Origin of the sequence: Roseburia hominis (assembly GCA_040702975.1) — a bacterium.
GTDB classification, from domain to species: Bacteria; Bacillota; Clostridia; order Lachnospirales; family Lachnospiraceae; genus Allocoprococcus; species Allocoprococcus hominis_A.
Genome location: CP159990.1, coordinates 1,004,334 through 1,027,882 on the forward strand (window position 1 = coordinate 1,004,334; position 23,549 = coordinate 1,027,882).

General features: G+C 45.5%; 24 protein-coding genes. 23 read left to right on the top strand and 1 reads right to left on the bottom strand.

All coding sequences use genetic code 11. The features are described 5' to 3' along the window. Positions 1–35: 35 nt before the first annotated feature. Complete coding sequence (locus tag ABXS75_04660) at positions 36–929, bottom strand: LysR family transcriptional regulator (protein XCP86104.1); 894 nt, start codon at positions 927–929, stop codon at positions 36–38. 275 nt (positions 930–1,204) lie between these two features. Between ABXS75_04660 and ABXS75_04665 the strand changes: the two genes are divergently transcribed. From ABXS75_04665 to ABXS75_04775, 23 genes are all read left to right on the top strand, one after another. After that, entirely contained in the window at positions 1,205–2,494 is a 1,290-nt protein-coding gene (locus tag ABXS75_04665; GenBank protein XCP86105.1) for an L-serine ammonia-lyase, iron-sulfur-dependent, subunit alpha, read from the top strand. A gap of 159 nt (positions 2,495–2,653) precedes the next feature. Further along, on the top strand, positions 2,654–4,066 hold the full coding sequence (locus tag ABXS75_04670) for an ABC transporter permease (protein XCP86106.1): 1,413 nt from the start codon (positions 2,654–2,656) through the stop codon (positions 4,064–4,066). Positions 4,067–4,085: 19 nt separating this feature from the next. Next, positions 4,086–5,627 (top strand): ABC transporter permease, encoded by a 1,542-nt coding sequence (locus ABXS75_04675; protein XCP86107.1) that lies wholly within the window; start codon positions 4,086–4,088, stop codon positions 5,625–5,627. A 16-nt stretch (positions 5,628–5,643) separates the two neighbouring features. Then, positions 5,644–6,621 carry an ABC transporter ATP-binding protein gene (locus ABXS75_04680; GenBank protein ID XCP86108.1) on the top strand — a complete coding sequence of 326 codons (978 nt, stop codon included), beginning with the start codon at positions 5,644–5,646 and terminating at the stop codon, positions 6,619–6,621. Next, the gene (locus ABXS75_04685; GenBank protein ID XCP86109.1) at positions 6,621–7,607 is read left to right on the top strand and encodes an oligopeptide/dipeptide ABC transporter ATP-binding protein; all 987 of its coding nucleotides are present in this window, start codon (positions 6,621–6,623) and stop codon (positions 7,605–7,607) included. The genes ABXS75_04680 and ABXS75_04685 overlap by 1 nt, the downstream gene beginning before the upstream one ends. Before the next feature lie 102 nt (positions 7,608–7,709). After that, positions 7,710–9,521: an ABC transporter substrate-binding protein gene (locus tag ABXS75_04690; protein XCP86110.1), complete on the top strand. Its 1,812-nt coding sequence runs from the start codon at positions 7,710–7,712 to the stop codon at positions 9,519–9,521. A 157-nt stretch (positions 9,522–9,678) separates the two neighbouring features. Further along, the gene (locus tag ABXS75_04695; protein ID XCP86111.1) at positions 9,679–9,843 is read left to right on the top strand and encodes a hypothetical protein; all 165 of its coding nucleotides are present in this window, start codon (positions 9,679–9,681) and stop codon (positions 9,841–9,843) included. A 242-nt stretch (positions 9,844–10,085) separates the two neighbouring features. Further along, positions 10,086–11,612, top strand: a complete 1,527-nt coding sequence (locus ABXS75_04700) for a VanW family protein (GenBank protein XCP86112.1) — start codon at positions 10,086–10,088, stop codon at positions 11,610–11,612. A gap of 11 nt (positions 11,613–11,623) precedes the next feature. Further along, positions 11,624–12,676, top strand: coding sequence for an AIR synthase-related protein (locus tag ABXS75_04705; protein XCP86113.1), 1,053 nt, complete (start codon positions 11,624–11,626; stop codon positions 12,674–12,676). Positions 12,677–12,691: 15 nt separating this feature from the next. Continuing rightward, complete coding sequence (locus tag ABXS75_04710) at positions 12,692–13,189, top strand: Lrp/AsnC family transcriptional regulator (GenBank protein ID XCP86114.1); 498 nt, start codon at positions 12,692–12,694, stop codon at positions 13,187–13,189. Further along, a complete protein-coding gene (locus tag ABXS75_04715) occupies positions 13,189–14,367 on the top strand; it encodes an aminotransferase class I/II-fold pyridoxal phosphate-dependent enzyme (GenBank protein XCP86115.1) in 1,179 nt (392 codons plus the stop codon). Before ABXS75_04710 ends, ABXS75_04715 begins: the two co-directional genes overlap by 1 nt. A gap of 128 nt (positions 14,368–14,495) precedes the next feature. Next, positions 14,496–14,993 carry a tRNA (cytidine(34)-2'-O)-methyltransferase gene (locus ABXS75_04720; GenBank protein XCP86116.1) on the top strand — a complete coding sequence of 166 codons (498 nt, stop codon included), beginning with the start codon at positions 14,496–14,498 and terminating at the stop codon, positions 14,991–14,993. Positions 14,994–15,140: 147 nt separating this feature from the next. After that, a complete protein-coding gene (locus tag ABXS75_04725) occupies positions 15,141–15,431 on the top strand; it encodes an AtpZ/AtpI family protein (protein XCP86117.1) in 291 nt (96 codons plus the stop codon). Next, complete coding sequence (locus ABXS75_04730) at positions 15,415–15,810, top strand: ATP synthase subunit I (GenBank protein ID XCP86118.1); 396 nt, start codon at positions 15,415–15,417, stop codon at positions 15,808–15,810. The genes ABXS75_04725 and ABXS75_04730 overlap by 17 nt, the downstream gene beginning before the upstream one ends. A 13-nt stretch (positions 15,811–15,823) precedes the next feature. Further along, entirely contained in the window at positions 15,824–16,540 is a 717-nt protein-coding gene (atpB, locus tag ABXS75_04735; protein XCP86119.1) for a F0F1 ATP synthase subunit A, read from the top strand. A gap of 52 nt (positions 16,541–16,592) precedes the next feature. Next, positions 16,593–16,859 (top strand): ATP synthase F0 subunit C, encoded by a 267-nt coding sequence (gene atpE / locus ABXS75_04740; GenBank protein XCP86120.1) that lies wholly within the window; start codon positions 16,593–16,595, stop codon positions 16,857–16,859. 119 nt (positions 16,860–16,978) lie between these two features. Further along, positions 16,979–17,494: a F0F1 ATP synthase subunit B gene (gene atpF / locus ABXS75_04745; protein XCP86121.1), complete on the top strand. Its 516-nt coding sequence runs from the start codon at positions 16,979–16,981 to the stop codon at positions 17,492–17,494. Further along, positions 17,482–18,027, top strand: coding sequence for an ATP synthase F1 subunit delta (gene atpH / locus ABXS75_04750; GenBank protein ID XCP86122.1), 546 nt, complete (start codon positions 17,482–17,484; stop codon positions 18,025–18,027). Before atpF ends, atpH begins: the two co-directional genes overlap by 13 nt. A gap of 37 nt (positions 18,028–18,064) precedes the next feature. Next, the gene (gene atpA / locus ABXS75_04755; protein XCP86123.1) at positions 18,065–19,567 is read left to right on the top strand and encodes a F0F1 ATP synthase subunit alpha; all 1,503 of its coding nucleotides are present in this window, start codon (positions 18,065–18,067) and stop codon (positions 19,565–19,567) included. A 16-nt stretch (positions 19,568–19,583) separates the two neighbouring features. Then, positions 19,584–20,456, top strand: coding sequence for an ATP synthase F1 subunit gamma (gene atpG / locus ABXS75_04760; protein ID XCP86124.1), 873 nt, complete (start codon positions 19,584–19,586; stop codon positions 20,454–20,456). Positions 20,457–20,487: 31 nt separating this feature from the next. Then, positions 20,488–21,879 carry a F0F1 ATP synthase subunit beta gene (gene atpD / locus ABXS75_04765; protein XCP86125.1) on the top strand — a complete coding sequence of 464 codons (1,392 nt, stop codon included), beginning with the start codon at positions 20,488–20,490 and terminating at the stop codon, positions 21,877–21,879. A gap of 12 nt (positions 21,880–21,891) precedes the next feature. Next, positions 21,892–22,290 (top strand): ATP synthase F1 subunit epsilon, encoded by a 399-nt coding sequence (atpC, locus tag ABXS75_04770; GenBank protein XCP86126.1) that lies wholly within the window; start codon positions 21,892–21,894, stop codon positions 22,288–22,290. A 294-nt stretch (positions 22,291–22,584) separates the two neighbouring features. Beyond that, positions 22,585–23,544, top strand: a complete 960-nt coding sequence (locus tag ABXS75_04775; GenBank protein XCP86127.1) for a PH domain-containing protein — start codon at positions 22,585–22,587, stop codon at positions 23,542–23,544. Positions 23,545–23,549 lie beyond the last annotated feature (5 nt).

Genomic DNA, 23,549 nt, shown 5'->3' on the forward strand with positions numbered 1-23,549 from the left:
TCATGTCCCTGAAAAATTAAAAAAGTGCACATGGCTTATTCCGGCTGCAGGGGAAATGTGAGCGCTAATTGCAGAAAAGCCGTCATCTCTTTTGTCACCCATTTGTCTTTATGATAGAAAATCTGCCGCCAAACCTGCAGATGGAAGTTATCTACATTCAGAAAGGCAAGCTCTCCTGCATCGACCTCGTGCTGTACGGTAAATGCGGGAAGGAATGAGACGCCAAGATTGTGCCGAAGCTGTTTGACTATAAATTCAGTGTTCCCGGTTTCCAGGAAAGGATGTAGTCCTTTTCCAATAGAGGCCAGATGCTGTTCCAGAAGAAAACGGTAGCTGGCATCTTTTTCAGTGGAAATAAAGGGCTGGCAGATTACGTCGTCAAGCTCAAGGTGTTCTTTTTCGGCAAGCTCGTTTGAAGAAGAGGAGACGAACATGACATCCTCGGGTTCTTCCAGAACTTTGATCCACTTGTTGTCATACATGGGTTTGTCCAGCAAATATACGATATCAATTGTATTCTTATCCAGCATATTCAGGAGTGTTTCAGGCGAATCCGTAATAATGTTGACATTTACCTGCGGATAGACCCGATGGTATTCCCGTAAGAGAGCGGGGAATATGGATGCGCAGATGGACTCTATAGTTCCGATACAGAGTCGTCCGTTTAAATGCTGGGCATCAGAAACTGCTTCCTTGGCGTGTGTGACATTATTCATGATCAGAACAGCATATTCATAAAAGACCATGCCCTGGTGGGTGAGGGTGATCTGTTTGCCGATGCGGTCAAACAGATGGACGTTAAGTTCCGTCTCTAAATGCTTGATCTGGATGGTTACAGCTGCCTGAGTATAGCCGAGTTGTTCAGCAGCCTTGGAAAAACTTTGAAACTTTGCAACGTAAAGAAAAGTTTTAATCTCACGAAGTACCATACCTGCACCTTCTTTTAGTGAATTGTGGAAACTGCTGATGAAAAATAGTCTCCTGTTGACGAGTTATATGACATTTAGCAGTGTAAAAAGTACATTTAAAGCAAGTCCTTTGTGTAAAACTTATAAAAAATTTTTAATGATATTATAAAAACAATAAATTTTACACTAATATAATCATATGATACACTTAAAACATATAGAAATCAAGAGGGATTTCAGAAAGTGAAGAATGCAGGAATATATTGATCATCTTGCAATACAGAAGGAGAAAAAAGATGGAAAAAAGCAATGTAAAGTATGGAGCGTACATTAATATTCTGAAGGAAGAGCTTGTACCGGCTATGGGGTGTACTGAGCCTATTGCACTTGCTTACGCATCAGCTAAGGCGCGCAATGTACTCGGGGAAATGCCGGACCGTGTTGTGATCGGGGCCAGTGGAAGTATTATCAAGAATGTAAAATCTGTAATCGTGCCGAATACGAACCATTTAAAAGGAATTCCGGCGGCAGCTACGGCAGGAATTATAGCAGGAGATCCGGACAAGGAATTAGAGGTAATCGCCAGTGTAACGGCAGAGCAGATTCATGCAATGAAGGAATTTCTGGAGAAAACGGAGATCGTAGTAGAACATATTGACAATGGTATTACATTTGATATTATTGTTACGCTTTATAAAGGTGATTCGTATGCAAAGGTACGTATTGCAAATTATCACACGAATATTGTTCTGATAGAAAAGAATGGTGAGATTCTGAAAGAGATAGAGGTTGCCTCTGAGAGTGAGGAAGGCTTAACAGACAGAAGCCTGCTGAACATGAAGGATATTTTTGACTTTGCAGAGACTGTGGATGTAGAGGATATTAAAGAGATTCTGGAACGCCAGATGCAATATAATATGGCTATTGCAGAAGAGGGAATTCATGGAAATTATGGGGCCAATATCGGGGCGGTCCTTTTGGATATCGGGGGCAATAATCTGACAGTCAAGGCAAAAGCGATGGCGGCAGCCGGCTCTGATGCCAGAATGAATGGCTGTGAGCTTCCTGTGATCATTAATTCCGGTAGCGGCAATCAGGGAATTACGGCTTCCGTTCCGGTTATTGTATATGCAAAGGAAATAGGAGCATCAGAAGAAAAGATGCTGCGGGCGCTGGCCCTTTCCAATCTGACGGCAATCCATCAGAAAACGCCGATCGGCAGATTGTCTGCATATTGCGGAGCAGTGAGCGCAGGTGCAGGTGCAGGTGCGGGAATTGCATATTTATGCGGCGGCGGATATGAGGCGATCATTCACACGATAGTTAATGCCCTGGCGATCGTTTCGGGTATTGTTTGTGATGGGGCGAAGGCGTCGTGTGCGGCGAAGATTGCTTCGGCAGTAGAGGCGGGAATCTTCGGTTATCAGATGTATACCCACGGACAGGAATTCGTAGGCGGAGACGGAATTGTGGCAAAAGATGTGGAAGCTTCTCTGCAAAATGTAGGTCGGCTCGGAAAGCAGGGAATGAAAGAAACAAATGAAGAGATTATCCGGATTATGATTGGTGAGAATCACGTGTGTTAAACTGTCTGGACAATGCAGGCGGAAGGACTACCGGCTGCATTGTCCATGGCCGAATTGGTATATTCTTGTCAGGGGCGAGCTGACAAAAATATAAAGTTTCAGGGGATTTTAACTGGAGCGAATCCCCAAAAGACGCATTATCACAAAAGAGGTGAAGAGATGAAAGGTAAAAAAATTAATGGTGCATTTGCAAAAATGTATCGCAGCTCACAGTACCGCATCTGGATGTGGCTCCTGGGCTTCTTCACAATGCTGGTAACGTATGTTGTCTACAGATCTAAAAAGGGCAAGGATGCGTTTGCAGAAATGAAGGAAGCACTGCGAGGCCAGGAAGAGATGCAAAGCCTGAAGGAAAAGTTTTATCAGGATGCTTTGGTTCAGGTGAGAAAGAAGAACGAGTATTTTAAGAAAACAGTATCTGAAACCGAGGTGCAGAAGCAGGCAAAGGCTATCGCCGAGAAGAATTTTGAACAGCTTTTGCAGGACAAAGCCAAGGAAAAAGCGGAAATGCAGGGGATGCATGAAATTACGGTAGTTTCCTGTTATGCAGGGCTTATGGCGAATCCGGTATTTATGATCGCGTCGTTTGTCTTGTCTTTCCCGATGTACATTTTGATGATACTGTATATGCGTCCCATTGCGAAGTACGTTACGGAACGATTATTCCTGATGATTTTCGTTCTTTTCGGTGTAACATGGCTGGTATTTACGATTCTTTATATTGCACCGATGGATGCGGCGACGAACATTCTGGGACAAACTGCTACACAGGAACAGATTGATACATTTAACCATGTATATGGGTTGGATCAGCCTTACCTTACGCAGCTGGTTAAAACCTTCAAGAACCTGATCACGTTTGATCTGGGCAATGCATATCAGGGAAATGAACCGGTTATGGCTGCGATTATGGCAAAATTCCCGGTTACAATGCAGGTAACTTTTTCTTCTATGATAGTTGCCTTGCTCATTGCAGTTCCGGCGGGTATTATTTCAGCAATCAAGCCGTATTCTTCATTTGACTATATTGCAATGTTCATAGCACTTTTGGGATTGTCTATTCCGAACTTCTGGCTGGGACTTATGTTTATTCTCGAGTTCTCGATTAATTTGGGATGGCTGCCTGCCACCTTCCAGCCGGATCAGTTGGTGACGCTCATCTTACCGGCAATTGTCGTCGGCACCGGTATGTCGGCGTCGATAGCGCGAATGACCCGTTCATCCATGCTGGAGGTTAAGAATTCGGATTATATCTTAACTGCCCGTGCAAAGGGGCTTCCGGAAAAGAAAGTCGTTTTAAAGCATATTTTAGGGAACGCTTTGATCCCGATTATTACGACAGTCGGTATGTCTTTTGGCGGTTTGATGGGTGGAGCATCAGTAACAGAAAAAGTTTTCAATATTAACGGTATTGGTTCCTACATTGTAGACAAACAGTTTATACCGGATATTCCGGTTGTATTAGCGGGCGTGGTCTATATTTCCTTTGTGGTATCGCTGATGAACCTGTTAGTTGATATTTTATATGCGTTTATTGATCCGCGTATTAAATCAAAGATGAAGAATTACTAGGAAAGGAGAGACGCTTAAGATGGCTAAGAAAGAAATGACTAAGAATGAGAGCTTACATATTAAGAAAGTCAACAAAAGAAAATTAAGTGGCTCTCTGGAATTTACGACATCAAGACTGGCGTCCCAGGTTACCGGTGTAGGAGTGCTGCTTCTTGCATTGTGGCAGGTTGTACTTCCGCTGATAAGAGGCAAAGAGATTTCTCCGGTTATGGGGATTGTCACAGCAGTTTTTGGTGTGGAGTTCATTTTGCAGTATATTATTGTAAAAAGAATTGAAAAAGAAGTGACGGGAGTAACGGGAGAAATAACAAATGCCACAAGAAAATTGGGAATTTTATTGATTCCATTTGTTGTGACAGGAAACTTCCTTTTATTCATCGCCGGAGCAATGCTGGTAAAAAAAGAAAAAAATCTGGAATACCAGCTTTCGGTGTACTCGCTGTTAGTAAATATTTTTGTTATCCTTGTTTCGCTTCTTAATTTGTTCAAGGATGCGCTGGTGGATACTTTCTGGCTTGGAATCGGATTCTATTCACTTTATGCAGTGTTAAACATTGTCATTATCTGGGCGGTGAACAAATATACCTTTGGTAAAAAGCCGGATAAGAAGTTTATGCCGTTTGCGATCGTCTGTCTTTTGGGAATTGCTTTAGGAAATGTGTTCTCATTTGTGCTTGGACTTATCACAATCGGAAAATATCGCAATAAGAACGAAGAGGTTAGTGTGGAGTGGATCGACGTTATCCAACGTTTGTTCAGAAACTACACTGCAGTCATAGGTATGTTTTTTGTAGTATTTTTCATTGGAATTTCAATCGGCTCTAATCTTACCTTTGATTATGATATTGCAATTTCCAACAACTTTGTGGCACGGCTTGCAGAGCCAAGTCTGATGTATCCCTTTGGCTGTGATGACTATGGCCGCTGTGTGTTTACCAGAATTGTATTTGGAGCAAGTATTTCCCTGATCATCGGTATGATTTCTACGATAGTTCCGATTATTCTGGGCGGAATCTTAGGAGCGGTAGCCGGATTTTACGGTGGAAGAAGAGACAACGTGATCATGCGTGTTATGGACGTTCTTAACGCAGTGCCAAGTATTTTGCTGGCAATTGCTATTATCGCAGCGTTCGGAGTCAGCACAGTGAACCTTATTTTGGCGCTGTCTATATCTGTGATTCCCAGTTATGCGAGAACAGTACGTGCTCAGGTCATGGGAATTGCGAATCAGGAATTCGTTGAAGCGGCAAAGGCCTGCGGCGCGAAAAACGGTACGATCATATTTAAACACATTATCCCGAACTCCCTGGCTCCGGTTATTGTACAGGCTACTATGGGTATCGGTTCAGCGGTTCTTTCCACCTCGTCCCTGTCTTATCTGGGAATCGGTGTTGAGGCGCATGTGCCGGAATGGGGTAACGTATTAAAGGCTGGTTCCACCTTCCTTGAGACGAACCCATACATAGCTATTTTCCCGGGTCTCGCTATTATTATCATCGTACTTGCATTCAACTTCTTCGGCGACGGTCTTCGCGATGCGCTTGATCCGAAGCTCAAATAGTGTGGGGAGGTAGAAAATGGAAAAAAATACAGTTTTAAAAGTAAAAAACCTTCATGTTCATTATGTTACCAGTGATGCTGCGGCAAAAGCGGTAAATGGTATAGATTTTGAAGTGAAAGAGGGAGAAGCGCTGGGACTTGTAGGGGAAACAGGTGCAGGAAAGACTACGACGGCTCTCTCTATCATGCAGTTGATTCCGGATCCGCCCGGGATTATAGTCGACGGTGAGATTGATTTTGAAGGTAAGAATGTAATTTATAATACGGATAAAGAAAATCAGGCAATGCGTGGAAATGGTATTTCCATGATTTTCCAGGATCCCATGACTGCGCTTAACCCGGTCATGACGGTTGGAGATCAGCTTGCGGAGGTTGTTCTTACCCATGAGAAGATCTCAAAAGCTGAGGCTAAAAAACGAGTGATTGATTTGCTGGAAATTGTTGGCGTAAAAAGTGACCGTTACGATGATTACCCGCATCAGTTTTCAGGCGGACAGAAACAGCGTGTCGTGATTGCAATGAGTCTTCTCTGTAACCCGAGACTGCTCATTGCCGACGAGCCTACAACAGCTTTGGATGTTACGATTCAGGCACAGGTGCTCGACATTATTAATAATCTGCGTGAACAGTATAAGATGGCTATGATTCTGATCACTCATGATCTGGGCGTTGTAGCTGAGACCTGTGACAATGTAGCAATCATGTATGCGGGTCAGATCGTGGAAGCGGGAACTGTGCGCGATGTGTATCTGCATCCGAAGCACCCGTATACAAGAGGACTGTTTGACTCTATCCCGAAACTGGATGATGATTCGACGGAACTGATTCCGATTGAAGGAGCAATCTCAAATGCGGCTGACCTGCCTACGGGATGTTATTTCCATCCGCGCTGCCGTTATTGCAAGGAGATCTGTAAGAAAAAACAGCCACCACAGCAGGGTGACAAGCACAAATTTATGTGTCATTTTGATTTATTTAGCGAGGAGGGAGAATAATGGAAAATCAGGTTTTAATAGAGACCAGACGACTGAAAAAGTATTTCCCTGTTCCGGCGGGTTTCCTTCATGCTGTAGATGATGTCAATCTTACTATTAATAAAGGAGAGACTCTGGGAATCGTAGGTGAATCAGGGTGCGGTAAGAGTACGCTGGGACGTGTCATCCTTCGTCTTCATGAAGCAACCAGTGGAGATGTGTTGTATGATGGAATGGATATTAACAATTTTTCCGCAGACGAGATGCGTCATATGCGTCAGAATATGCAGATTATTTTCCAGGACCCTTATGCATCTTTGAATCCGCGTATGACGATCGGGCAGATTATTGAAGAACCGCTTAAGCTTCATAAGCTCTATAAGTTAGCGGAAGAAAGAAGAGCAAGAGTGGAAGAACTGATGAATCTGGTAGGGCTTCCGATGCGTTCCTATAATCAGTATCCTCATGAATTTGACGGCGGCCGCCGCCAGAGAGTGGTTATTGCCCGTGCTCTTTCCATTAATCCGCAATTTATCGTCTGTGATGAGCCGGTATCTGCGCTGGATGTATCCGTGCAGGCACAGATCCTGAATCTTTTGATGGAACTTCAAAAGAAAATGGGGCTGACATATATGTTTATTTCACATGATCTGTCGGTGGTAAAACATATTTCGACGAATATCGGGGTTATGTATTTGGGACAGTTGATTGAGAAAGCACCCAAAAATGATATATTCAATTCTCCGTTGCACCCGTATACAATCGCTTTGCTGTCGGCAATCCCGTCTACGAATGTTTTGGAAAAGAGTAAAAAGATCATTTTGAAGGGTGAAATTAATTCCCCAATCAATCCAAAGATAGGCTGTCGTTTTGCAACGCGCTGCCCGTTCGCAACAGAAAAATGTAAATCTGAGAATCCTCAGTTTGTGGAGGCTATGCCGGGACATTTTGTGGCATGCCACAGATGGAAGGAAGTAGCAGATGGCAGTCTTAGCTTTGATGTATAGCAAGCGATATTCATTAAGGCTGTAACTTGTCAGAAGTAACTGATAGTACTGGTGAATTGCTCTTCGAGCTTCACATAAAAAAAGGAAAAGGAGAAAAAAAGGATGAACAAGATGAAAAAGTTTACTGCTGTCGTGCTTGTTTTGGCAATGGTTTTGTCACTGGCTGCATGCGGTAAGAAAACAAGCGGTGGTTCAGGAAAAAAGACTGAGACCACGGGTGAAACCATAAGATTGTTAGGTTATTCTTATTATGAATCAACCATGAACATCTTACGTGACCAGTTGACGAAGGCCGGCTTTGAGGTTGAACTCAACATGCAGCCGGACTATTCAAGTATGGTAACTGTCCGTGATACCGGAGAGTGGGATCTCTGTATTTCAGGCTGGACGACTGTAACAGGTAACCCGGACTATGCTGCAAGGGACGTATATGCTTCTTATGGTCAGTATAATGCAGGCGGAATCAATGACCCGAAGGTTGATGAGCTGATTGACAAGGCATCTACCCAGACTCCGTCTGAGTATGCAGCTACCTACAAAGAACTGGAAGATTATGCAATAATAGAGAACGTTTACTCTCTGCCGTTATATGCGCAGAAAGGTATCCGTGCCATCAACAACACAGTTGTGGATGAGAGCACCGTTCTCAACCCGCAGTCCCGTTCTGCATACTGGGAGAACTATTCTTATGTTGATGAATCCCAGAATGCTACGAGAACATTGATGCTTACACAGACAATGGGCGCATTGACCTCCTTAGACCCGATTCAGGCTAATGATGGTTCAATCAACCAGCTTTCTGCTAACCTTAATGTTCGTATTGTCAACATGACGCCGGATGACCAGATTGTACCGGAAGGTTCACTTTCACGTAACATTGCAATCGGTGAAGGAAATAGTGCATTCTATTTTATCCTTCGTGATGATGTTTATTTCTCAAGAGTAGAGAATAAGCATGTTGTGGCTACTGATGTACGTGTTGGCGCAGAGGACGTAGAGTTCTCTCTGGAGAGAGCAGCAGACAAAGACAGTGTTGCAAGCCACAAGACCTACAACCTGCATAACCATATGTCAGACGTTTCTATCGTGACAGATATTGAGGAACTGAAAAATATTAACGATGCTGATACAGGAAAACCGGTATTTGAGACCTTATCTAAAGATCTTCCGTCTGAAATCACTACACTGACGGCTGATAAGACACAGGTTGATAATGCAAACGGTGTATATCAGGTTGTTAAGATCTCTACAGAGAATCCGTTCCCGCAGGTACTTTATTACCTGGCTCACCAGTCAGCAGGTATCCTGAACAAGGAAGCTGTAACAGAAATGAACTCCAAGTTTGATGTTGCTACTTATGACCCGACCAAGGATGTATGTTATGGCGACCCGGCTGCAATTAAAGCTGGAAACAATCATCTGTGGATGTCCGGTCCTTATGCGCTGGTATCTTATGACGATTATCAGGTAACCTTTGAGAAGAACCCGGGCTACATGGCAGGAACAGAACACGAAGCAAAGATCAGCAATGTTGCAATCAAGTTCATTAAAGACGCAACTTCTGCAACTTCTGATTTCCGTGCAGGTGGTATTGATATCCTGGATTCCGTTGCAACCAATGATGTTGCTACACTTGAAGAAAACAAGGATTACACCGTATACAAGTATATCAGACATGCTACATCATACTGCGATTTCAATATGAAAGATGGCAATAAGTTTGAGAATCTTGACCTGAGAAAAGCGGTATACTATGCAATTAATGAGGAAGAGTATATTGCTTATAACAACGAGCTTGTAGGACCGCTGTGCTCAACATTCTCTACACTGATTGACACAGGAAATACTCATGAATTCAGTCTTGAGAAGAGTGCAGAGCATCTTGCAGCATACCAGAAAAGCGCTGGTAAATAATATAAGCGGATAAACAGGCATACACATTTAGAAGGGAATAGTAATTATGAAGAAAGTGATAATGTTTTCAAATGTACATTGACCGGGCTGCCCACCAGTGAAAGAGGCTCTTTCCGAAGCAGGCATAAAGTTTGTCTATTTTGACATTTCTTCAGGTATGCTGCCACTTAAAAAATTTCTTAAATATCGTGACGAAAGACCGGAATTTGCTCCGATCAAGGAAGCCGGAAGGGTTGGACTTCCCTGTATTGTCGTAGAAGATGATGAAAAGGGTGTACAAGTTCTTTTTGAACTTTCGGAGAATTTAGACGAACTGAAATAAAGGCGGAGAAGGGAACGCTTGCAGACTTGCAGGTGTTCCTTTCTTTTTTCAATCCTATATCTTGCAAAAACAGAGCAAAGAGTATAAAATGAAAGGAAATATGCGATTTGAGGTGAGCGTAATATGCTGAATGGAAAGAATAACAGGAGAATAGCGGCGATCATTATACTTGTAGTCGTAGTTGCAATGCTGGCTACAACGGTAATTCCATACATTTTATAATCGAAAAAGGGGAGTTACACATGCCAAAACAAAAAAGAAGGTCCCAGACACAGGGGAGAAAAAGGAAGAACAGAAAGAGAAGACGGATCGTTTATCTTTGCGGTGTCTATCTGACGTTTGCTCTGGTGGTGTTCGGGCTGATCTATATGGCATTATATAAGTATGTACATAAGGTAGATGAGAAGAAAATCTGCGACAATATTTACATCGGCCCCGTGAAGGTGTCCGGCATGGACGCGGGGGAGGCCAAAAGCGCAATGGAACAGAAACTGGAAGAGTGGAAGAGCCTTAAGCTGACGATGGAAGTGGGGGATCAGACAGCGGAGGCGACGTTTGGTGAGCTTGGACTTTCCATGAAGGAAGTCGATAAGTTAGTAAAGGAAGCAGTTTCCTATGGAAAAGAAGGAAGCCTTCTTGAACGTTTTAAGGCCATACGCAGATTAAAAAAAGAAAAGAAACAGATCATACTCGCATTTTCTTTAGATAAAGAAGCGGCCTCTTCCGTGATCGACGAGAGGACGACGCCGCTGGAAAAGCGGGCCGTGAATGCGACCATTACCCACGATTCTTCCGGATTTCAGATCACGGAGGAGTCGGCGGGGCAGAGTGTGGATATCGAAAATGCGATTCAAAAGATAGAAAAGCATCTGAACGGCAAATGGAAATATACGGAGATCAAGATGAAACTCCCGGAGATTGAAGAGGAGCCCCATATCAAGAAATCGGATTTGGAGACGATTCAGGAGGAATTGGGTTCTTATCAGACGGAGGCCGGATATGGAAAGCGTGTCACGAACCTAAAAAGAGGGGCAGAACTTTTAAATGGCAGAGTTCTGATGCCGGGCGAAGAACTGTCGGTTTTGGATGCAACCATGCCCTACTCGGAGGAGAACGGGTATGTAGATGGCGGCGCCTATGAGAATGGCGAGGTCGTGCAAAGTATTGCCGGGGGGATCTGCCAGGTCTCGACAACCTTATATAACGCGGTACTCTATTCAGAGCTGGAGGTCACGGAGAGATCGGCACATTCGATCATTGTAAGCTATGTGGACCCGTCCCGCGACGCCGCAGTTGCCGAGGGCGTGAAGGATTTTAAGTTTAAGAATAACTACGACACTCCGATTCTGATCGAGGGCTATATAGATGGAAATAATATGCTTCGTTTCTATATATATGGAAAGGATACGCGGGACAAAGGGCATTCCGTAGAATTCGAGAGTGAGACTTTGGAAAAGAAAGAATACACAAAGAAATATATCGAGGACAGTGAAAAAGAGCTTGGTTACATGGAAAGCGAGGGGACTCCGATCAATGGAAGAACTGCGAGACTTTGGAAAGTGGTCTATGAAAACGGGGAGGAAGTCAGCCGCGATGTAATCAACAACAGCACCTATAATCCTACCGAGATCAAGATCAGGGTAGGCACCTCCTCCGACAATACGGAGGCGTCAGAGCTTGTTAGAAATGCGATTAAATCGCAGGATGAGGGTCAGATTAAAGAAGCGATCAGTCAGGCAAGGACGATGAAAAAGAAAGCAGAGGAGTAAGGAGTGCAGATATGAATCTGGGAAATGTATCACAGACGGTATACCGCCGGTCTGTTCTCAAACAACTGCATAAAGAGTCGCAGGCCGTTCTGGTGCTGCCCGGACAGGAAGAGGAGTGTTGGGGAGTTATAAGCGGACCTGGAGAATCCGTCCTTGCAAGTGATGTCACCTGCTATGGCAACGAGAAGGATCTGTGCGTATTTGCCATGGCACAGGCGGCGAATAATCTCGCTTCCAGAGGAGCGCAGGTGAAAGGGTTTGCAATCTCGATCCTTTTGACGGACTATGCCCACGAATCCAGGCTGAAGGCCATGATGCAGTCGGCAAGGCAGGCAGCAGAACGGGAAGGGCTTGCAGTGATGAAAGCACATGCCCAGACGATGCCGCTTTTGCAGACAACCGTAGTGCAGGTGACGGCACTTGGGACGATTTCTACCGTATCTGCAGGAAAAGATAAGAGTGCCGCGATCAGTGGAAAAGAGAGTGCAGGGCATGAGAGGCGCACAGACCTCATTTTAAGCAGAAATGCAGAGCCGGAGCAGGATCTTGTTATGATAAAATGGGCCGGACTTGAGGGCACGCTGCGAATCAAGAGAGAGAAGGAAGAGGAATTAAGCGAAAGGTTTCCGGGCGCATTTTTGAATAAGCTGGAATCTTACATGGCGGAGTTGTTTTCTATCCGGGAAATGAAGGCTGCTGCGGCCACAGGCGTATCTGCCATGCATCAGATCACAGATGGCGGAGTGCTGGCGGCACTCTGGAATCTGGCGGAAAGCGCCGGAATCGGCCTTTCAGTAGATTTACGGAAGATACCGATCCGTCAGGAGACGATCGAAGTGTGTGAACAGTTTCACCTCAACCCTTATCAGCTTACCAGTACGGGAAGTATCCTTGTGGTGACGCAAAAAGGGGAAGAGATGGCAGATGCGCTGAAACGGGAAGGTACCGCTGCGGCGGTGATTGGATATACAACGAGGGGACGGGAGAGAACGGTGCGAAGCGGCAGTGAGCTTCGGTATCTGGACAGACCGGCCCCGGATGAACTAACAAAGATTTTTGCATAATTTGGAGGTATAGAGATGGAGAATAAAGAAACAAGACGTGCTATTTTGAATTACATTGAAAGGAATAGCAAGGCGAATTTGAGTGATCTGGCTATCATGATGGGCACGGATGAGGTGACGATTGCTAACGAGATTGCTGAGATGGAGAAAGAGAAGATCATATGTGGATATCATACATTGATCGATTGGGATAAGGCAGGATCTGATATGATCACGGCGCTTATTGAGGTGCGTGTTACTCCACAGAGAGATAACGGTTTCGATAAGATTGCTGAGAGAATTTTCAATTTCCCGGAGGTGACCAGCGTATATCTGATTTCCGGGGCCTATGACTTTATGGTCATTTTGGAGGGCTATACTTTGAAGGGGGTATCTCAGTTCGTATCTGAGAAGCTGTCGCCGATTGATTCGATTTTGTCCACGGCGACCCATTTTATTCTTAAAAAATATAAAGATCATGGAACAATAATGGTACCGCAGAAAAAGGCAGAAAGGATGTTGGTGACGCCGTAATGAGAAATCCGTTATCAAAGAAAATTGTACAGTTGGAGCCTTCCGGTATCCGTAAATTTTTCGACGTGGCAAATGAGATGAAGGATGCTATTTCCCTGGGCGTAGGCGAGCCGGACTTCGATACGCCATGGAGAATCCGTGAGGAAGGAATCTATTCTCTGGAGAGAGGAAGGACTTTTTATACAGCGAATTCCGGACTTCAGGAATTAAAAATCGAAATCTCAAAATATTTAAAGAATCACATTAACGTGCAGTACGATCCGGCGCATGAAGTGCTTATTACCGTAGGGGGAAGCGAAGCCATTGACGCCATGTTCCGGGCGATGATCGATCCGGGCGATGAGGTGCTGATTCCGCAGCCGAGTTTCGTTTCCTATCTGCCGTGTGCCGTGATGGCGGACGGAGTTCCGGTCGTGATCGATATGAAGCAGGAAAATGATTTTAAGCTGACAGCAGAGGAGCTGGAGGCTGCAATCACGCCGAAAAGCAAGATTTTGGTGATGCCGTTCCCGAACAACCCTACCGGTGCAATCATGACCAGGGAGGATTTGGAACCGATCGTGGATCTGGTGATAAAGCATGACCTCTATGTTCTTTCTGATGAGATTTACTCGGAACTTAGCTACATGGGCGATCATGTATCTATCGCAAGCTTCCCGGGAATGAAGGAGAGAACGATCCTTGTCAATGGATTTTCCAAGGCATTTGCCATGACAGGCTGGAGACTTGGATATGCCTGCGGCCCGGCTGAGATCATAGAGCAGATGACAAAAGTGCATCAATATGCGATCATGTGCGCGCCGACGAACAGCCAGTATGCTGCGATAGAGGGTCTGCGCAACTGCATGGGTGAAGTGAAGAAGATGCGGGAAGCATATAACCAGAGAAGACGTTATCTGGTCCACGAATTTAAGCGTATGGGCCTAACATGTTTTGAGCCTTACGGTGCATTCTACATTTTCCCGTGCATCAAAGAATTCGGCATGACATCAGAAGAATTCGCGAACCGCTTCTTGTTTGAAGAGAAGGTGGCGGTCGTTCCGGGATCTGCATTCGGGGCATGCGGAGAAGGATTCCTGCGGGTATCCTACGCGTACTCTTTGGAGGATCTGAAAGAGGCGCTGGGGCGTCTGGAGCATTTCATCAATAAGCTCAGGGAAGAGAAGAAATTCAAATAAGCTATAAATGCCTGTTGGTGGTTGCTGACAGGCATTTCTTTACATTGCCGGTTGAAAGCACTGAGACCAGGCCGGCGAAGGCTCCTATTGGAGGAGTTGGCATCTAAAAAATGAAAGGACAGGGTAGTATGTTAAACATTGTATTATTAGAGCCGGAGATTCCGTCAAATACGGGAAATATCGGAAGAACCTGCGTTGCTACGGACACCAGACTGCATTTGATCGAGCCTTTGGGGTTCCGATTGAATGAGAAGAATTTAAAACGTGCCGGAATGGATTATTGGCAGGACCTGGATGTGACCACTTACATTGATTATGAGGATTTTCTTGAGAAGAATCCGGGAGCAAAGATCTATATGGCGACCACAAAGTCCCCGAATCTCTATACGGATGTCAGATATGAACCGGACTGCTATATTATGTTTGGGAAAGAGAGCGCGGGAATTCCGGAAGAAATTCTGATCCGTAATAAGGAAAATACGCTAAGAATACCTATGGCAGGAGAGATCCGGTCTCTGAACCTGGCAAATTCTGTGGCAATTGTACTTTATGAGGCCCTCCGGCAGAATGGATTTGCAGGCATGAATACGGAAGGGCATCTGCATCGCTTAAAGTGGCAGGAGTAGAGTGTGGTCTATCCTTTTTATAAATCACGTAAAATCAGGCGTTCTAAGAGGTGTCATTCTAAAAAATATATAAAATAATTTGAGGATAAGAGGAATTTACTAGACATACTGCTATAAAATGGATATAATATAGGCTAGAGAATTTTTATGAAACGGGGAACAGTCATGGGATATAAGAGAAGTGTATTTCGCAGTTTTGCATTAATATCACAATTAGGTATCAGTATACTGGCTCCCGTTTTATTGTGTACTATTCTCGGAAGTTGGCTGGAGGAGAGGGTCTCTTTTCCGGTCTTTATCCCACTTATCATCATGGGCGTTCTTGCCGGTGTACGCAACGCGTATGCACTCGCAAGGCATGCCAATGAAGATCCGGAAGACAAGAGAGAGCAGCAGACAGGCGGAAGGATGGATAAAAAGGATGGGAAAGACAGATAATACAGTGCTCAAGGATATGATCATCATTATGATTCTATATGGAATTGTTGCGCAGATTATTTGCCTTTTCATACCGGGAGATCATCTGAGGATGGCTTCGGGGCTCTGGATCGGAGTCGCGGCAGGAATCGGGATGGCAGTTCACATGAAGAACTCTCTGGATGAAGCGTTGCTGATGGGAGAAAAGGGTGCGCAGAAGTATATGCAGAAGTCGTATGCGGTGCGTTATATATCGGTGGTCGTTATATTTATGACGGTCTCCTATTTTAAACTCGCCAATGTGGTGACGTTACTTGTAGGAGTTATGGGATTAAAAGCATCGGCCTATCTTCAGCCGGTGATGCACAAAGTTTTTGAGAAGGTTAAAAAATCTAAGTAAAGGAGGTGGAGATGTGGTAAATAGCTTAGGGATACTGGCGGCGAAAGAGCCGGATTTTCAAATTCACGGTCTCGTTAAGTTTCACTTGTTTGGACAAGAGTTATGGCTAACCACCACCCATGTCAGCATCTTGATCGTTGGTCTGCTGCTGCTGATATTTGCGCTGGTTGTCCGGTCTAAGCTAAGTAATGCGGAAGGGAAGCCCGGGGCGCTTCAGAATGTTGCCGAGCTGATCGTGGAAATGCTGGACAACATGGTCAAAGGAAGCATGGGGAAGAACGGGATTCGTTTCCGGAATTACATCGGGGCATTGTTTATGTTTCTGATCATAGCCAATATATCGGGTCTTTTGGGACTTCGTCCGCCCACAGCGGACTATGGCGTGACCCTGCCGCTTGGTCTTATTACGTTTGTCTTGATTCAGTTCAACAACATCAGGTACAACAAGATAGAAGCATTTACAGGCTTGTTCAAACCATTACCATTCTTGTTTCCGATCAACCTGATCGGTGAGATCGCAGCACCATTTTCAATCTCGCTGCGTTTGTTTGGTAATGTACTTTCCGGTACAGTTATCATGGGACTTCTGTATGGTCTTCTGTACAAGGTCGCATGGGCGTGGCCCGGATTTCTGCACATATACTTCGACCTGTTCTCAGGTTGTATCCAGGCGTATGTGTTCTGTATGCTGACGATGGTATATATCAATGATAAGATGCCGGAAGCATAGCAAATGAAAATTGAATAGGAAGATTGAAAATTAGAAACAGGAGGAATTAATTATGGGAAACATTTCTAATGAAGCTTTAGTTTTAGCGTGTTCAGCAATTGGAGCAGGACTTGCGATGATCGCAGGTATCGGTCCTGGTGTTGGTCAGGGTATCGCTGCAGGTCATGGTGCATCAGCAGTTGGACGTAACCCGGGAGCAAGATCTGATGTAACTTCTACCATGCTTTTAGGTCAGGCCGTAGCCGAGACGACCGGTCTTTACAGCTTGGTTATCGCTCTGATTCTCTTATTCGCAAACCCGCTGCTTGGAAAACTGTAAGAGTAAGAGGCGGTTTGCCGGAACTGTTCCACAGAACCTGCTGAGAAATCATGTGTTGTAGTGTGGTGGGAAACGAGGAACAGTTTGCCTTGAAAAAATGAGAGAAAGGAGGCAAGGACTTGGAGCGTTTATTTAATTTGGATGCGCAGCTTCTGTTTGACGCATGTGTTATGGCTGTCAGTATGTTCGTCATGTTCACATTCCTTTCTTATCTGCTGTTCGAGCCGGTGAGAAAGATGCTGGAAGACCGTCGTCAGCGGATCGCTGATGAGCAGGAAACAGCAAAGCGTGAGAAAGAAGAAGCCATCACCTATAAAGAAGAATATGAGCAGAAATTAAAAGAGATTGATAAAGAAGCTCAGGAAATCTTAAGTGAAGCCCGCAAGAAAGCAATGAAGAATGAGGCGCAGATCATCGCTGAGGCCAAGGAAGAGGCGGCACGCATTATTGCCCGCGCGAACTCTGAGATTGAACTGGAGAAGAAACGTGCTCTGGATGATATGAAACAGGAGATGATTTCCATCGCATCATTGATGGCCGGAAAGGTTGTCTCAGCCTCTATCGACACCAGTATACAGGATAGTCTGATTGACGAGACATTAAAAGAAATGGGTGAGCAGACATGGCTAAGTTAGTATCAAAGGTATACGGCGACGCCCTGTACGAAGCTGCTCGTGAAGCCGGACGTATGGACGATATGTATGAGGAGGCAAAGGCACTTCTGAAGATTTTGGAAGAGAATCAGGGGCTTCAGAAGATGCTGGACAATCCGAAAGTCATACGTGAGGAGAAAGAGAGCGTCATCGAGACTGTTTTTGGCGGCAGAATCTCAAATGAGATCGTGGAGCTGATGAAACTGATGATCGTCAAAGGGCGTTACAGCAGTATTGAAAGTGTATTAGAGTATTTTATCGGTCTGGTAAAAGAAGAAAAGAAGATAGGAATTGCAAGCGTTACGACAGCCGTAGAGCTGACGGACGTTCAGAAAAAAGCGATAGTTGCGCGGCTTTTGGAGACCACCCGTTATGAGTCGTTTGAGATGAACTATGGAGTAGATTCATCTCTAATTGGCGGTATGGTCATCCGTATTGGGGACAGGGTCCTGGATTCCAGTATCCGGACGAAGCTGTACGAACTGTCAAAGGGCCTGAGGAAGATTCAGGTCTAGCGTTTAATATTATAAAGAAAGAAGGTGGATTCGCTCCATGAATTTAAGACCAGAAGAGATTAGTTCAGTAATCAAGGAACAAATTCAGAAATATGCGTCTGAGATGAATGTCTCCGACGTGGGAACCGTTATTCAGGTAGCGGATGGAATCGCGCGTGTCCACGGCCTTGAAAATGCTATGCAGGGAGAGCTGCTTGAATTTCCGTCAGAGGTGTACGGCATGGTGCTGAACCTTGAGGAAGACAACGTAGGTGCGGTTCTTCTTGGTGATCATAAGAATATCAACGAAGGCGATACAGTAAAGACTACGGGACGAGTAGTTGAGGTTCCGGTCGGAGACTGTTTGCTTGGCCGTGTTGTAAATGCGCTGGGACAGCCGATCGATGGCAAAGGCCCGGTTCAGACGGACAGATACCGTCAGATTGAGCGTGTGGCGCCTGGCGTTATCACACGTAAATCCGTAGATACCCCTCTTCAGACTGGTATCAAGGCGATCGACTCCATGATTCCGATCGGACGTGGACAGCGTGAGCTTATTATCGGTGACAGACAGACCGGTAAAACTGCCATTGCGATCGATACCATTATCAATCAGAAGGGGCAGAATGTAAAATGTATTTATGTTGCCATCGGACAGAAAGCGTCTACCGTGGCAAATATCGTAAAGACTCTGGAGAGTTATGGCGCTATGGATTACACTACCATAGTAGTTGCTGCAGCCAGTGAGCTTGCACCCCTCCAGTATATCGCACCGTACTCAGGATGCGCGATGGGTGAAGAGTGGATGGAAAATGGAGATGACGTCCTGATCATTTATGACGACTTGTCCAAACATGCTACCGCATATCGTACACTTTCCCTGCTGCTTCGTCGTCCGCCAGGGCGTGAGGCTTATCCGGGCGACGTATTCTACCTGCACTCAAGACTTCTTGAGAGAGCGGCAAGACTTTCCGATAAATTAGGCGGAGGTTCTCTTACTGCGCTTCCGATTATTGAGACACAGGCAGGCGACGTATCTGCGTATATTCCGACCAATGTTATTTCCATTACAGATGGTCAGATTTATCTGGAAACCGAGATGTTCAACTCCGGATTCCGTCCGGCTATCAATGCGGGTCTTTCCGTATCCCGTGTAGGTGGCTCCGCGCAGATCAAAGCTATGAAGAAGATTGCAGGTACGATCCGTATCGACCTTGCACAGTACCGTGAGCTGGCTTCTTTCGCACAGTTCGGTTCCGAGCTTGATGCAGAGACCACAGAGCGTCTGGCACAGGGCGAGCGTGTTCGTGAGATTCTGAAACAGCCGCAGTACGAACCCATGCCGGTAGAGTATCAGATCATCATTATCTATGCGGCAGTTAAGAAGCTGCTTCTGGATATTCCGGTTGCGGATATCCTGCGGTTCGAGAAGGGACTGTTTGAGTTTATTAAGACTAAATATCCTGAGATTCCGGAGTCTATCAAGAATGATAAGGTACTCAGCGAAGAGAAGGAAGCATTACTTGTAAAGGCAATCGGCGAATACAAAGAAGAATTCTAGGAAGAGGTGACAGATCATGGCATCTATGAGAGATATCAAGCGGCGCCGGAACAGTATCCAGAGCACGCAGCAGATTACCAAAGCCATGAAACTTGTTTCTACCGTAAAGCTGCAGAAAGCAAGAAGCCGTGCCGAGGATTCTAAGGCGTATTTCGAGTGTATGTACAGCACCATGATTTCTCTGCTCGCAAAGGCGGGGAATGTGAACCATCCTTATGTGAAGGGAAGCGACTGCCCGAAGAAGGCAGTTGTGGTAGTTACCTCCAACAGAGGTCTGGCAGGGGGCTATAACTCGAATATTGCAAAGCTGGTTACCGGAAGCGACTTAAAGAAAGAAGATGTGCGTATTTACGCAGTGGGCGGCAAGGGACTGGAGTTCCTTCAGCACAGGGGCTATGAGATCGTTGCAGACTATTCTGATGTGATCGATGAGCCGACCTATGATGACGCCAAGGTAATTGCGACCAGACTTTTAGATGATTTCGCAAAGGGCGAGGTCGGAGAGATCTATCTGGCGTATACATTCTTTAAGAACACGGTGAGCCATATTCCGAAACTGATGAAGGTTCTTCCGGCCGAGATGCCGGAGGAGGGAAGAGAAGAGCAGGCAGCAGATGCTGCTGATAAGATTACTCCAATGAACTTCGAGCCCGAAGAGGAGGAGGCAATCGCACTTCTGGTTCCCAAATACGTCAGCAGTATTTTATATGGCGCCTTTATGGAAGCGGTTGCGAGTGAAAACGGAGCCCGTATGCAGGCGATGGATTCTGCTACAAGCAACGCGGAAGAAATGATAGATGATTTGGAACTCATGTATAACAGAGCACGTCAGGGTGCGATTACTCAGGAGCTGACAGAGATCATTGCCGGTGCGGAGGCAATCGGTTAGGATCAATGCTCCCGTGAGCAAGGAGGAAAAAATGGCAAATAAGAATATAGGAAAGATTACCCAGGTAATCGGTGCCGTACTTGACCTCAAGTTCGTAGAAGGCAATTTGCCGGAGATTAACGAAGCCGTTGAGATTATAAGAAAAGACGGCGGACGGCTTGTGGTAGAGGTGGCTCAGCACCTGGGTGATGATACAGTCAGATGTATTGCCATGGGACCAACAGACGGCCTTGTGCGCGGCATGGATGCCGTTGCAACAGGCGCGCCGATCTCGGTTCCGGTTGGCGAGGCAACACTTGGCCGTATCTTTAATGTGCTGGGAGAGCCGATTGATGAGAAACCTGCACCGACAGGTGTAGAGTATGCTCCGATTCACAGAAAAGCCCCCAGCTTTGAGGAACAGGCAACAGAGACAGAGATGCTTGAGACTGGTATCAAGGTCGTAGACCTTCTCTGCCCGTATCAGAAGGGTGGTAAGATTGGTCTGTTCGGCGGTGCCGGTGTAGGTAAGACGGTTCTTATTCAGGAGCTGATTACCAATATCGCTACCGAGCACGGTGGATATTCCGTATTTACCGGTGTAGGTGAGCGTACCCGTGAGGGTAACGATTTGTATTATGAGATGACAGAGTCGGGAGTTATCAAGAAGACAGCCATGGTATTCGGTCAGATGAACGAACCGCCTGGGGCTCGTATGAGAGTTGGACTTGCCGGACTGACATTGGCAGAGTATTTTCGTGATAAGGGTGGAAAGGACGTACTTCTTTTCATCGACAACATTTTCCGTTTTACGCAGGCAGGTTCTGAGGTGTCCGCTCTTCTGGGACGTATGCCTTCAGCCGTAGGTTATCAGCCGACACTGCAGACGGAGATGGGGGCTCTTCAGGAGCGTATTACTTCAACAAAGAACGGTTCTATCACATCCGTACAGGCTGTATACGTGCCGGCTGACGACTTGACCGACCCGGCTCCGGCTACTACATTCGCCCATCTGGATGCGACTACCGTACTTTCACGTGCGATCACAGAGCTTGGTATTTACCCGGCAGTAGACCCGCTGGAGTCTACTTCCCGTATTCTGGATCCGCACATTGTGGGAGAGGATCACTATAATGTTGCCAGAGGTGTACAGGAGATTCTTCAGAAATACAAAGAACTGCAGGATATCATCGCAATTCTTGGTATGGATGAGCTTTCCGAGGAGGATAAGCTGGTAGTATCCCGTGCCAGAAAGGTACAGAGATTCCTGTCTCAGCCGTTCCACGTTGCGACGCAGTTCACCGGTCTGGAGGGACGTTATGTACCCATCAGCGAGACGATTCAGGGCTTCAAGGAGATTCTGGAAGGTAAACATGATGATGTGCCGGAAGGATATTTCCTGAATGCAGGTAATATTGATGACGTGCTTGCCCGTGTGAAATAGGAGGGACGTCCTATGGCAGATAAATTTAAACTTAGTATTATTTCTCCGGATAAGATGTTTCTTGATGGCGAGGCGGAATTCCTGGAATTCACCAGCACTGAGGGTGAGATGGGTGTGTATGCAAAGCATATCCCGCTGACTACCATACTGGAGCCTTGCGTAATGAAGATTCATAGTGATGGAGAGGTCAAAAAAGCGGCGATTTTGGGAGGGTTTGTTGAGATCCTGAAAGACAAGATTACCGTTTTGGCAGAGGATGCACAGTGGCCCGGAGATATTGACGTGGCGCGTGCCAAGGCTGCAATGAAACGTGCGGAAGATCGGCTTACTGCAAGGCAGGAAGGGATTGATATGGTTCGCGCGGAGGCTGCACTTAAGAGGGCGATTGCCCGGATTGGGGCGGTTGAATAAAATATAGAGTAAAATGAAAAGGACGCTTCTTTTTTAGGGAGGCGTTCTTTTTTGGGGTTTTAGGAGACTGACGATTGGAAACTTCCCAAAGGATAAAAATGGGAGACTTGATGGGGAGGAAGATGGGAGTTTTTGACTGAAATGTTGTTGGAACTGGAGTATGTTTATTAGTGACAAGAATTAAAAATATGGTTGAAAATATAATAATTATGTTTTACAATATACTTAGTAATACAAAGTATATGAAGTGTTTTGCTGATGACAAGTATTTGATGTTTTGGAGGTGTCGGGAGTATGAAGGAGAAGCGAGGTTACTTGAAGTGGGTCAGCAGGGGATCGGTTTTGGTATGTTTGGGAACGATTGCCTTGATAGGAATCTTCTGGAGGAGGATTCCTGAGAGAATACCTACGCATTATAACTGGGAAGGGGCTGTAGATTCCTGGGGAGATAAGACTTCGCTTATTCTTTTGGTTGTGGTGATGCTGTTTTTGTTGGGAATGATGAAGATTACGGAGTATTTTTTGAAAACGGGAGCGGAATCTAAGAGTACTTCGGAGAGTGAGAAGGAGCAGTATTCGGCAGTTTATCCGATGATTGTTTGGATGGACTTTTTGATGGAATTGATGTTTGCTTATATTTTGTTTTGTTCAGCGGCGGCGAGAACAGTGGGAAAATGGTTCTTGCTGGTCTGTGTAATTGGGATAAGTGTTCCGGTGGTTTATTATTTGATCATAAGGCGGCGAAGGGGTGACGCGGAGTGTGTAGACAGTGAGAAGGGGAAGATTACCAGAAAAGAATTAAGAGAGATCTATGCGCAGCAGGAGGCGCTAGAGAGTGGTGAGGTCTATCGGACGAAGATCGATTGGTGGCTGGGGTTGATTCTTGGGAGTGCACTTTTGCTGCCGTTTGGAATCTTGTTGGAGGTATTTATGGAGGAGGGAAGGATAGAGTGGGTGACGCTGTTCACTGGAATTCTGATAATTGTTATGTGCGTGCCTATGTTTTTTATCAGGTATACACTTTATGCGGACCATATTAAGATAGATGTCGTCATTTATGGAAAGGAGAGGATTCCTTATAAGGATATTACGGGAATAAAGTCAACGCATAATCCGCTCTCATCGGCGGCGATGTCGCTTGACCGGGTGCAGATTGATTATGTAAAGAATGGAAGGCACGAGATGACGATGATTTCTCCTGTGAGGAAGAAGGAATTTATTCAGAAATTGGAGAAATATGCTGGATTAACTTAGAGTAT